10 protein-coding genes are annotated in these 11,729 nt (G+C 67.9%); all 10 read left to right on the top strand.

The window, feature by feature from the left end; all coding sequences use genetic code 11:
- Window positions 1–69: 69 nt before the first annotated feature.
- Window positions 70–939 (top strand): VOC family protein, encoded by an 870-nt coding sequence (locus DXK93_RS25465; protein WP_119451532.1) that lies wholly within the window; start codon window positions 70–72, stop codon window positions 937–939.
- Complete coding sequence (locus DXK93_RS25470) at window positions 939–2,048, top strand: DUF2817 domain-containing protein (protein WP_119451533.1); 1,110 nt, start codon at window positions 939–941, stop codon at window positions 2,046–2,048. The genes DXK93_RS25465 and DXK93_RS25470 overlap by 1 nt, the downstream gene beginning before the upstream one ends.
- Before the next feature lie 30 nt (window positions 2,049–2,078).
- Window positions 2,079–3,092, top strand: coding sequence for a zinc-binding dehydrogenase (locus DXK93_RS25475; protein WP_119451534.1), 1,014 nt, complete (start codon window positions 2,079–2,081; stop codon window positions 3,090–3,092).
- On the top strand, window positions 3,089–3,538 hold the full coding sequence (locus DXK93_RS25480; RefSeq protein ID WP_119451535.1) for a PaaI family thioesterase: 450 nt from the start codon (window positions 3,089–3,091) through the stop codon (window positions 3,536–3,538). Before DXK93_RS25475 ends, DXK93_RS25480 begins: the two co-directional genes overlap by 4 nt.
- 28 nt (window positions 3,539–3,566) lie before the next feature.
- The gene (locus DXK93_RS25485) at window positions 3,567–5,210 is read left to right on the top strand and encodes an ABC transporter substrate-binding protein (RefSeq protein ID WP_119451536.1); all 1,644 of its coding nucleotides are present in this window, start codon (window positions 3,567–3,569) and stop codon (window positions 5,208–5,210) included.
- A 9-nt stretch (window positions 5,211–5,219) separates the two neighbouring features.
- Window positions 5,220–6,191: an ABC transporter permease gene (locus DXK93_RS25490; protein ID WP_119451537.1), complete on the top strand. Its 972-nt coding sequence runs from the start codon at window positions 5,220–5,222 to the stop codon at window positions 6,189–6,191.
- 1 nt (window position 6,192) lies between these two features.
- Window positions 6,193–7,080 (top strand): ABC transporter permease, encoded by an 888-nt coding sequence (locus DXK93_RS25495; RefSeq protein WP_119451538.1) that lies wholly within the window; start codon window positions 6,193–6,195, stop codon window positions 7,078–7,080.
- Between the two features lie 24 nt (window positions 7,081–7,104).
- A complete protein-coding gene (locus DXK93_RS25500) occupies window positions 7,105–8,649 on the top strand; it encodes a class I adenylate-forming enzyme family protein (protein WP_119451539.1) in 1,545 nt (514 codons plus the stop codon).
- Complete coding sequence (locus DXK93_RS25505; protein WP_119451540.1) at window positions 8,646–9,425, top strand: SDR family oxidoreductase; 780 nt, start codon at window positions 8,646–8,648, stop codon at window positions 9,423–9,425. The genes DXK93_RS25500 and DXK93_RS25505 overlap by 4 nt, the downstream gene beginning before the upstream one ends.
- A gap of 320 nt (window positions 9,426–9,745) precedes the next feature.
- A partial coding sequence (locus DXK93_RS25510) for an autotransporter outer membrane beta-barrel domain-containing protein (RefSeq protein WP_147400279.1) occupies window positions 9,746–11,729 on the top strand: 1,984 nt, incomplete at its 3' end.

An 11,729-nucleotide genomic window follows, 5' to 3' on the forward strand; every position in this document is an offset into this window, starting at 1 on the left:
TCAATCGTTCTGGCCCGCCTGCGCTTCGGCCAGACTGCCCGCTTCCGTCAAGCAAATTCAGGAAACGCGATGTCCATACCCTCAGTCACCGGACTGGACCACTACATCATCCGGGTGCATGACCTGCAGGCCGCAACCGCCCAATACCAGAAGCTGGGCTTTGTCCTGGCGCCGCAAGGCCGCCACCATCGCGGCACGCGCAACCAGACCCTGATCCTGGACGCCAATTACCTGGAGCTGCTGGCATTCCCGCCGGAGCTGCGCGAGCAGTCGCGCTTTGCGGGCTTTGACGACGCCTATGAAGGCCCGGTCTCCGTCGCGCTGCAGACCACCGACAGCAGCGCCGTGCACGCCGAGCTTGCCCGCCTGGGCATAGACGCCGAAGCGCCGCAACGCGGCGGCCGTCCGGTGCACCTGCCCGCCGGCAGCGAGGACGCGGCCTGGAACAACACCCAGTTTCCGGCGGGCCTCTTCGCGGTGCCGGACTTCTTCACCTGCGGCCATCTCACGCGCCATCTGGTCTACCGGCCCGAATGGCAGGGCCATGCCAACGGCGCCCGCCGCATCGAGTCGCTGATCGCCGTGCATCCCGAGCCGCGCGCCCTGCGCGCCGCGTATGAACGCGTGCTGGGCCCCATTGCCATCAGCGAGCTTCCTGACCAGGGCCTGCAAGTGCGGCGCGGCAGCCTGCGCATCGACTTCCTCGCGCCCGCCGCCTTCGAGCAGCGTTTCCCCCATGTGCGCGTGCCAGCTGGCCTGCCCGCCAGCAGCCAGGGCGGCTGGTTCGCGGGATCGGTCATCGGCGTGCGCGATATCGGGCAGACGCGCGCGTGGCTCGACGCCAACGAGGTCCCGTACCGTACCAACGCGCAGGGCGAACTGGCGGTGGCGCCCGAGCATGCTGCCGGCGCACTGCAAGTCTTCGTGCAGGAGGCATGATGGGCCAGCCCCTGCCCGACTACTGGACCTGCTTTTCCGCCGACTACGCAACAGCGCGCGAGGCCTTCGTGGCCGCCGCCGCGGCGCGGGGCGCCGCGCTCTCGCGCCACGAACATCCCACGGCGCGCGACCCGCAGGGCCGGCCGTTGACCGTAGACGTGGCGGTGCTGGGCCGCCCCGGCGCCGCCCGCACCCATCTGGCCATCAGCGGCACCCACGGCCTCGAAGGCGCGGCCGGCTCGGCGGTGCAGCTCGCGTGGCTGCAGGCGGACGGCGGCCTGCCCTTGCCGGACGACGTCAACGTGGTGCTGGTACATGCGTTGAATCCCTACGGCTATGCGCACGACACGCGCACCACCGAAAATAATGTCGACCTGAACCGCAATTTCATCGACCACACCCGGGCCGCGCCGCCCAACCCGCACTATGCCGGCCTGCATCCGCACCTGATCCCGCAGCACTGGACCGAGGCCGCGCTGGACGCCGGCGCCGAGGCGCTGGAGCGCTTCCGCCAGGAGCACGGCGCGGACGCGCTCTTCAACGTCACGGCCAGCGGCCAGTACACGCACCCGGACGGCCTGGTCTATGGCGGCAACGGCCCCGAATGGTCCAACCGCACGCTGCGCCGCATCGTCGACGAGCACCTGGGCGCGAGCGAACGGGTGGCCTTCATCGACTGGCACACCGGCATCGGCGAATACGGCGAGCCCTTCTTCCTGTGCTTCAACCCCGACGGCAGCGCCGAGCAGGCGCAAGCCGCGGCCTGGTGGGGCGCGGATCGCGTACTGGGGCAGCGCCCGCACGGCCTGGCCCGTCCCGACTACCAGGGACTGGTGTTCCGTGGCGTACAGCAAGCGTTGGGCCAGCGGTCGCTGGCCGGCGCAGTCGTCGAATTCGGCACGCGCGGCCTGCAGATGCGGCCGGCCCTGAGGCTGGACCAATGGCTGCGCTTCAAGTCCCCGGCCGCGCCCGACGCCGCGCGCGATGCGCAGTTGCGGGCGGATCTGGTCGATGCCTTCGTACCCGTGTCCAGCGTCTGGCGCCGCAATGTCGTGGCCCACGGCCTGCAGATCACGCGCCAGGCCATCGCCGGCCTGGCCGCGTGGTGATTCTTTCCCTACCCATACATCTAGAGACTCATGAAAGCCATTGTTTTGCGTGAACACGGCGGCACCGACAAGCTGCGCCTGGAAACCGAATTCCCCGATCCCGTTGCCGGTCCCGACGACGTGGTCATCCGCGTCGGGGCCTCGTCCCTGAACTACCACGACGTATTCACTCGCCGCGGCATGCCCGGTATCAAATTGCCCTTTCCCGTCATCATCGGCCTGGACGTGGCCGGCGTGGTGGTTGAGACCGGCGCCAACGTGCGCGACTGGAAGGCGGGCGACCGCGTGCTGGTGGACCCGATAGACCGGGTCGATGGCGGCCTGGTGGGCGAGACGATTCATGGCGGCCTGGCCGAACTGTGCCGCGTACCGGCGCACCAGCTGCTGCGTCTGCCCGACGAGGTCAGCTTCGATCAGGCGGCGGCGCTGCCCGTGGCCTACGGCACCGCCCTGCGCATGATGAACCGCATCGGCCAGGTGCAGCCAGGCGAAAAGGTGCTGATCCTGGGCGCCAGCGGCGGCGTGGGCGTGTGCGCCGTGCAATTGGCCAAGCTGGCTGGCGCCGAAGTCATCGCCTGCGCCGGCAGCCCCGAAAAGGCCGAGGCGCTGCGCGCCCTGGGCGCCGACCACATCATTCTGTACACCGAGGAAGACTTCCTCAAGGCGGTCCAGGAGCGCTTCGGCAAGCCGTCGCGCCGCCGCAGCGGCAAGCCGGGCGGCGTGGACGTGGTGGTCAACTTCACGGGCGGCGACACCTGGGTCAAATCGTTGCGCTGCCTGCGCCTGGGCGGCCGCCTGCTGACCTGCGGTGCCACCGCGGGCTTCGATCCCAAGGAAGACCTGCGCTATATCTGGACCTTCGAGCTGCAGATCCGCGGCTCCAACGGCTGGGAACGCGAGGACCTGCACGAGCTGCTGGCGCTGGTGCGCGACGGCCGGCTGCGCGTCCACGTGGACCGCAAGTGGCCTCTGGAACAAGGCGCCCAGGCGCTGGCCTCGCTGGAAGATCGCAAGATCGTCGGCAAAGTGCTGGTGTCGGCATGAGCGCGAACACGAAGGCGCTGGCTCCGGCTGCCACCCTCGACGCCGCGGCCATCCAGGCCAGGTTCGACGATTCGCCGTTCATCGCCTGGCTCGGCCTGTCGGTGCGCGACGTGAACCATGAACAGGGAGAACTGACCGTGCTGGCCCCCATGCGCCCGGAATTCGAGCGCGGCGCGGCCAGCGGCCAATGGCATGGCGGCCCGCTGGCCGCGGTGATCGACACCGTCGGCGATTTCGCCGTCGGCATGCTGCTGGGCCGCGGCCTGCCGACCATCAACTTCCGCGTCGACTACCTGCGTCCCGCCGTCAACACCGCGCTGACCGCCGTGGCCCGCGTGCGCCGCAACGGCCGCAGCGTGGGCGTGGCCGACGTGGACCTCTACAACGACCAGGGTGCGCTGGTGGCCATCGGCCGCGCCACCTACGCCACGCTCGCCCAGGGCTGAGCGGGCTCTCATCTTCAAGGACACCATCATGACCACCGCGCAGCGCCCCGGACGGCGCGCCTTCCTTACCCGTACCGCCGCGGGCGGCCTGGCCGCCAGCCTGGGCATCGCGCCCCAGGCGTTGCTGGCCGCGACTGCCCAGCCCGGCGCCGACGCCGGCCCCGCCCGCAAAGGCGGCACCCTGGTCGCCAGCTGGGGCGGCCTGGAGCCCCAGGCCCTGTTCGTGCCCGGCGGCGGCGGGTCCAGCCCGTTCCAGACCGCGACCAAGATCCTCGAACGCCTGCTCAAGCTGGATGCCGACCTGAAGTTCCAGCCCGCGTTGGCCCTGTCCGTGACGCCCGCCGCAGACTTCCGCAGCTACACCATCAAGCTGCGCGAAGGCGTCACCTGGCACGACGGCGCGCCGTTCACGTCCGCCGACATGGTCTACAACGTGCTGCAGCACTGGAAGCCGATTTCCGCCGGCATCGCGCTGAAGTCGCTGACCGGCGCGACCGCGACCGATCCGCTGACCGTGGTGCTGAACTTCGACGCGCCGGTTCCGGAGTTCTTCCTGAAATCCACTCTGGCCGGCCAGTTCCAGCTCTTGATACCGAAACACCTGTACGACGGGCGCGACATCATCACCAACCCGCTGAACAACACGCCGGTCGGCACCGGCCCTTGGAAGTACGGCAAGTGGGTGCGCGGCAGCCACGTCGAATACCTGCGCAACGACAGCTACTGGAATGCCGGCCAGCCCAACCTGGACCGCCTCATCATCCGCTGGTGGGGCGACCCCGCCACGCGCGGCGCCGCGCTGGAGACCGGCGAGCTGGGCCTGGCCTATTCAAACCCGGTGCCTGCCCGCGACATCGACCGCCTGCTCAAGACCGGCAAGGTGGTGGTGGACACGCGCGGCTACCAGAACTCGGCCTGGACCGTGACCGCCGAATTCAACCAGCGCCGCGACATCGTCAACCGCCGCGAGGTGCGCCAGGCCATCCTGCACGCCATCGACCGCCAGTTCATCGTCGACACCATCTACTACGGCCGCGGCAAGCCCGCCATCGCGCCGGTCTTCAGCAGCAACCCGCTGTTCTACACCGAGGACGTGCCGCGCTATCCGTTCGACCCCAAGAAGGCCGCCGCGCTGCTGGACGCCGCGGGCCTGCCGGTGAAGGACGGCAAGCGCTTCACCGTGAATCTGGTCGCCGCCGCCTGGTTCGAAGAGAACGCCAAGCTCGGCCAGTACCTGAAGCAGGCGCTGCAGGACGTGGGCATCGAGGTCAAGCTGGATTCCGTGGACCGCGCCACGGCGCTCAAGCGCATCTATGGCGACTACGACTACGACATCGCCGTCTCCAACTTCACCGCGCCGCTGGAACTGGTGCCCACTGTCACCCAGTTCTACACCACCGACGGCATCGTCAAGGGCGCCGCCTTCCGCAACGCCACCGGCTACTCCAACCCGGAAATGGACGCGCTGGTCGCCAAGCTGACCCAGGAGACCGCCCCGGACGCGCGCCGAACGCTTGCGCACCAGTTCGCCCGCCTGGCCTCGACCGACGTGCCGCACGTGCCGCTGGTGGAGATCCAGTCGTTCACGCTGGCCGGCAAGAACGTGCGCAACTTCACCACCGGCGCCAACGTCCAGGGCGAAACCCTGGCCGACGTCTGGCTGCAGGCCTGAGGCGCACGCATGCCGATCCGACTGATCTTGCGCCGGCTGGCCCAGGCCGTCCCGCTGCTGCTGGGCGTGGTGGTGCTGAACTTCGCGCTCATCCAATCCGTGCCCGGCACCTTCCTGGACGTGATGACGGCGGAGCAGCAGGTCACCGACCCGGCGCTCATCGAGCGCCTGCGCGTGACCTACGGCATGGACCAGCCGCCAGCCGTGCAGTTGCTGAAGTACATAGGCTCCGTGGCGCGCGGCGATCTGGGCTATTCCTACCGCCACAACCTGCCCGTGCTGGACGTGATCCTGGCGCACCTGCCAGCCACGCTGCTGCTGATGGGCGCAAGCCTCGCCATCGCGGTGCTGGTGGGCATGGCGGCCGGCATCGTGTCGGCCGTCAAGGTCAACACCTGGTGGGACAGCGCGGTGTCGGTGTTCGCCGTGCTGTGCTTTGCCGCGCCCAGCTTCTGGCTGGGCATCATGCTGATCGTGCTGTTCTCGGTCAAGCTGGGCTGGTTTCCGGTGGGCGGCATGGTGACCATCGGCCTGTCCGGCGGCGCCTGGCGCCAGGCGCTGGATGTGCTGCACCACCTGGCATTGCCGGCGCTGGCCCTGGGGCTGTTCTATTCCGCCGCCTATGCCCGCGTGATGCGCGCCTCGATGCTGGAAGTCAGCCGCATGGACTTCGTGCGCACCGCGTACGCCAAGGGCCTGACGCGCAACGCCGTAGTCCTGCGCCACGTGCTGCGCAATGCCTTCCTGCCCATCGTCACGCTGCTGGGCCTGCAGCTGGGCGCGGTGCTGGGCGGCAGCATCGTGGTCGAGGCCGTGTTCAGCTGGCCCGGCATCGGCGCCGTGCTGTTCGACAGCGTCATGAGCCGCAACTATCCCGTCGTCCTGGGCATCCTGGTGCTCAGCTCTTTCGTGGTGATCATCGCCAACATCGCCGTCGACCTGATCTACACGCGGCTGGACCCGCGCATCAAGGCTGCCTGACATGTCCGCATCCCCTACCCTCGCTACTGCCCTGCCTGCGGCATCCCCCCACGGCCGCGCCTCGTTCGCCGCGCGCTTTGCGCGCAACCGGGGCGCCGTCGCGGGCGCCGCGCTGCTCGTCCTGGTCGCCTTCCTGGCCGTGGGCGCCGGCTGGCTATATCCCACCGACCCGCTGCGCATCGTCGGCGCTCCCGAGGTCTGGCCGTTCGAATCCTGGCGTCATCCGCTGGGCACCGATTCCATGGGACGCGACATCGCCGCCATGATCGCCCACGGCGCGCGCGCCACCCTGCTGATCGGCCTGGTGGCCGCAGCCACCGCCACGCTGATCGGCGTGAGCGTGGGCGCGGCCGCGGCCTGGGCCGGCGGCTGGGTCGACGAGGGCCTGATGCGCGTGGCCGAACTGTTCCAGATCATTCCCAACGTCGTGTTCGTGCTGACGGTGGTGTCCATTCTGGGGCCGCGCATCGAACACATCACACTGGCCGTAGGGTTGGTGTCCTGGCCGCCCATCGCGCGCCTGACCCGGGCCGAGTTCCTGTCCTTCAAGGAACGCGAGTTCGTGCAGGCCTGCCGCGCGCTGGGCATGAGTCCGTTGCGCATCGTCGCCGCGGAAATCCTGCCCAACGCCCTGCCTCCCGTCATCGTGATGTCCTCGCTGGTCGTGGCCGGCGCCATCCTCTACGAATCGGTGGTGTCCTTCCTGGGCCTGGGCGACCCCAACATCGCGAGCTGGGGCCGGCTGGTGGGCGAAGGCCGCAGCCTGATCCGCTCTTCCTGGTACATCTGCGCCGTGCCGGGCGTGGCCATCATGCTGGCCGTGCTCTCGTTGAACCTGGTCGGCGACGGCCTGAACGACGCGCTCAATCCCAAGCTGCAAAAGCGCTGAGCCGCATTCTTTCCGGAAAATTCCATGACGCATTCCCTGCTCAATCTGGGCCATCTGGCCGACCCGGAACTGTCTTCCGACCTGCCCGCCATCATCGACCTGCGCCAGTCCGACACGCCGCGGCATTACACCCACGCCCAGGTCCGCCTGCTGGCGGGCGGCGTGGCCGCCTGGCTGTCCGCGCGCGGCCTGGCGCCGGGCAGCCGCGTCGCCATCGCCGCGCTGAACCGGGCCGAGTACCTGATCGCCTATTTCGGCATCATGCGGGCGGGCTACGTGGCCGTTCCCGTCAACATCAAGCAGTCGCAAGAGAACATCGACTATGTACTGCGCGACGCCGGCATCGCGCTCGCACTGGTGGACGGCCCGCGCCGCGCCGCCTTCGAAGCCAAGGTGCCGGTGCTGGACTTCGACGACGCCGGTCCGCAGGGCTTTGCCGCGCAGATCGCGCCCACGGACTTCGGCTTCGTCACGCCTCAGGCCGACGCCATCGCGCAGATGCTGTACACCTCGGGCTCCACCGGCAAGCCCAAGGGCGTGCCGCTCACGCATCGCGGCCAATTGTGGGCGCTGGCTGCCACCTCCGCCGCCGTCGTCGCCCGCGCCGGCGTGCAGGAACGATACCTGCTGGCCCAGCCGCTATTCCACATGAACGGCCTGTTCATGGCCAAGCGCGCCTTCGCCAGCAACAGCCTGCTGGTGATCCAGCCATCATTCGACGTCCCCGCCTATGCCGACGCGCTGGAGCGTTACCGCATCTCCGTCCTGACCGCCGTGCCCACCATGTTCGCGCGACTGGTCAAGGACCCGGCGCTGCTGCAAGGACGCGACCTGTCGGCGCTGAGCCGCGTCATGCTGGGCTCGGCCCCCATGACCGTGGCGCTGCTGGAACGCATCCAGCGCGCCCTGCCCGGCGTGCGCGTGACCCACGGCTACGGCACCACCGAGGCCGGCCCCGCCGTGTTTGGCCCGCATCCCGACGGCCTGCCCACGCCCGCCCTGGCGCTGGGCTACCCGCTCGATCCCACCCAGGTGCGGCTCGCTGACGGTCCTGGCCCGGACCAGGGCGTGCTGCTGATGAAGAACCCCGCAGTGCTCGCCGGCTATCACAACCTCCCGGAAAAGAGCGCACAGGTGCTCAAGGACGGCTGGTACTACAGCGGCGACGTGCTGCGGCGCGATGCCGACGGCTTCTATTACTTCGTGGGCCGCGCCGACGACATGTTTGTCTGCTCGGGCGAGAACATCTATCCCGTCGAGGTCGAGAAACTGCTGGAATCGCACCCCGACGTGCGCCAGAGCTGCGTGGTGCCCTTGGCCGACGAGGAACGCGGCCATATCCCCGTCGCCTTCGTCGTGCGCCGCGACGGCAGCCGACTGCATGCCGATGCGCTCAAGCGCCACGCGCTCGAGCACGGCCCCGCCTACCAGCATCCGCGGCGCATCCGCTTCGTGGATGAACTGCCCTGGGCCGGCACCAACAAGATCGACCGCAGCGCGCTGCTGCTTGCCGCGCGCGAACTGGAAGCGCAGCATGCGTGGACCCAACCCGAAACGGAAACGGCATGAGTCAGACTGAATTCCCCGACAGCCTCGTGGGCAAAACCGCGCTCGTGACCGGCGCCAGCCGCGGCATCGGCCGCGCCATCGCGCTGGCCCTGGGCCGGCGCGGCGCGCGCGTCGCCGTGCACTACAACAGCGCTGGCGATGCCGCCGACGAGGTCGTGCGCCAGATCCAGGCAACTGGCGGCCAAGCCTGGGCCTTGCAGGCCGACCTGGCGCTGGCGGACGCCGCCGCAGCATTGGCGCGGGACTTGCGCACCTCGCTCAAGGAACGCTACGCCGACGACGGCCTGGACATCCTGGTCAACAACGCCGGCGTGGGCCTGCGCGCCCGCCTGCCGGAAGTCACTCCTGACGCGTTCGACCGGGTGCTGCAGGTCAACCTGAAGACCCCCTTCTTCCTGATCCAGCAGACCCTGCCTTTCCTGCGCGACCATGGCCGCATCGTCAACGTGTCCTCCATGGGCACGCGCGCCGCCTATCCTGAAATGAGCGTCTACGCGCCGGCCAAGGCCGGCCTGGAAGCGCTGACCCTGCTGCTGGCGAGCGAATTGGGCGCACGCGGCATTACCGTGAACGCCGTCCTGCCCGGCGCCACGGCCACGGACCTCAATGCCCGCGCACGCGATCCGGAGCAGAGCAAGGTCATCGCCCAGACGATTGCATTGGGGCGCGTGGGGCAGCCTGAGGACATTGCGGACATCGTCGCCTTTCTGGCGTCGCATGAGGGGCGCTGGATCACGGGGCAGCGTATTGATGCGACGGGCGGGCAGCGGCTGTAGCCTCGGATCCCGGCAATATGGCGTCTTCCTTCGGCAGCGGACCGACCGCGATGCAGGCGATTCGTAATAGTGGTTTTCCCTAGTTCCAAGGAATTCACTGCGCCAGCGCGGCGTGCCCTCAGTGCCTCATTATCGAAACCGCTGCTCGGGCCTGCACGCGAATCGACTCGTGCAATTACGCAACTCCCATTTGCACTAGGCAAAAAGTAGTAGTAGGGTTCCATGGCGTTCATGTTGTGTCTGCTCGAAAGACGGCGCATCCATATTCCTGCGGCGTCCAGATTGACTTCCGGTCACATTTCCCCTGGCAGGAGCCGCTAGTGAAATGCGCAGAGCATGAAAATGTCCCCCCCATTTTTCAATCGCCGAACCTCGCGGCTCGTGTCGCCATCGGACTTGCCGCGGCGCTCAGCGGCTCGGCGACGCTTGCGGAGATAATCCCGCAAGGCACCTACACCACCCCTTTTCGGGTCGTCACCGGCGAAGAAAAGACGTTTGTCGGCGGCACCGTCATCACGCCCATCCCGCCCTATCCCCCACCTTTAGGTGGTACGGGCATTCAGGTCCAGGGCGGCTTGGCTATCCTGGACCCCTCGCTCGGCAACGGAACACCCATCCGCATAAGCGTCAACGGCAATGCCATTGACGGCTTGTATGTCCGAAGCGGCGGACAGTTGATAGTCAGACCGGGAGGCGTCTATGTCTATGCCACCGGCGGCAGCGTTCGGGGCATCTACAACGTCGGGTCTACCGGTCTCCCGTCACAGTTCGATGGTTCGAACGTATATGTCACGACGGATTTCGCCGATTCCCATGCCCTGCGCACCTATGGCGCCGACGCGACGACCATACTGCGGGACTCGACGCTGACCACCTTGCAAAACGGCTCCAAAGGCGCCGAGGTGTGGCAAGGCGCCAAAGCCAACCTTTACAACACCGCCATTCTGACCAAGGGCACGACCGCGTACGGCGCCCACGTCCTCCAGAACGGCAGTGAACTCACGGCCACAAACGGATCGATCACCACCGAAGGCACGACCGCATACGGCGTTCTGGTACAGGACTACGGCAAATTCATGGGCACCGGCACGTCGGTGCGCGCACAAAACGCGATCGGCGTCTATGTCTTTACCAACGGCATCTTCCAGTCCGATGGGATGACCATCCAGTCCGACCGCACTTACGGCATGTACGTCAACGGCGGCACCGCCACGTTGAAAGACACGCAGGTAAGCACGCTGGCCGCCGGCTCGTTTGCGCTGTTCGTCAACGGCGGGCCGCCCGCGACCGTGGATGGAGGGCAGATCCTGACCTTCGCCGACCGTTCCGTGGCCGTGCGCACCCAGTCCGGCGCGGTGGCGAACATCAACGGCACCAGGGTGAGCACGCTGGGATTGGCGGCGCACGGCATCCACGTCGAGGGCTGGGGCACGGTCAATCTGGGCCGCGACGGCGACACGGGTACCCTGGTCGACACCCAGGGCGCGGACGCCGATGCGGTCCGCGTGTCGGTCAATGCCACGCGCTTCAGCGCCACCGGCGCGACGCTGCAAACCGCAGGCGCAAACGCCCAGGGCTTGCACCTGACCGGGACGGCGGGCGCAGCGGCAAAGACCTACACCCTTGTGGATTCCAGGATCTCCTCAGCCCAAGCCGACGGCGTACACCTGTCGGAGGGGCCCGCCATCGTGTCTTTGACCGGCTCCTCCGTCACCGGCGGCAATGCCGCCATCAACATCGGCGCCACTGCCGCCGCGACTGCGGATATCGGCGCCAGCGGCACCTTGATCCAGGGGCGCGTGCTGACGCAGCCTGGCAGCACGACCAATCTTTCCATGAGCAATGACAGCACCTGGCAGGTGACGGGAAACTCCAACCTCACCAACCTGGTCAATACCGACAGCCTCATCGACTTCACGGCCCCGCAAGCAGGCAGCTACAAGACCGTCACGACGCGCAACTACGGCGGGAACGGCACCATCGCGCTCAATACCTACCTGGGAGATGACAGTTCCCCGTCGGACAAGCTCATCGTCAATGGCGGCAGCGCCACTGGCACATCGCAACTACGCATAAAGAACACTGGCGGCCCCGGCGCGTTGACGACGGCAAGCGGGATTCAAGTGGTCGAAGTGGTCAACGGCGGCGTATCCGGCGCGGGTGCGTTCGCGCTGTCCGGCCGCGCAGTGGCCGGCCCCTACGAGTATCGGCTCTATCAGGGAAGCGCCGCAGCGCCGACCGATCAGAGCTGGTACTTGCGGTCTGAAAAGGAAGCGCCACCGCCCCTGTCTCTTATACACATCT

Origin of the sequence: Achromobacter sp. K91, assembly GCF_003576205.1 — a bacterium.
Lineage (GTDB): Bacteria > Pseudomonadota > Gammaproteobacteria > Burkholderiales > Burkholderiaceae_B > Achromobacter > Achromobacter aegrifaciens.

Coding starts and splice junctions, on each gene's coding strand:
- DXK93_RS25465 (WP_119451532.1), top strand. CDS start 70: ATGTCCATACCCTCAGTCACCGGACTGGACCACTACATCATCCGGGTG.
- DXK93_RS25470 (WP_119451533.1), top strand. CDS start 939: ATGGGCCAGCCCCTGCCCGACTACTGGACCTGCTTTTCCGCCGACTAC.
- DXK93_RS25475 (WP_119451534.1), top strand. CDS start 2,079: ATGAAAGCCATTGTTTTGCGTGAACACGGCGGCACCGACAAGCTGCGC.
- DXK93_RS25480 (WP_119451535.1), top strand. CDS start 3,089: ATGAGCGCGAACACGAAGGCGCTGGCTCCGGCTGCCACCCTCGACGCC.
- DXK93_RS25485 (WP_119451536.1), top strand. CDS start 3,567: ATGACCACCGCGCAGCGCCCCGGACGGCGCGCCTTCCTTACCCGTACC.
- DXK93_RS25490 (WP_119451537.1), top strand. CDS start 5,220: ATGCCGATCCGACTGATCTTGCGCCGGCTGGCCCAGGCCGTCCCGCTG.
- DXK93_RS25495 (WP_119451538.1), top strand. CDS start 6,193: ATGTCCGCATCCCCTACCCTCGCTACTGCCCTGCCTGCGGCATCCCCC.
- DXK93_RS25500 (WP_119451539.1), top strand. CDS start 7,105: ATGACGCATTCCCTGCTCAATCTGGGCCATCTGGCCGACCCGGAACTG.
- DXK93_RS25505 (WP_119451540.1), top strand. CDS start 8,646: ATGAGTCAGACTGAATTCCCCGACAGCCTCGTGGGCAAAACCGCGCTC.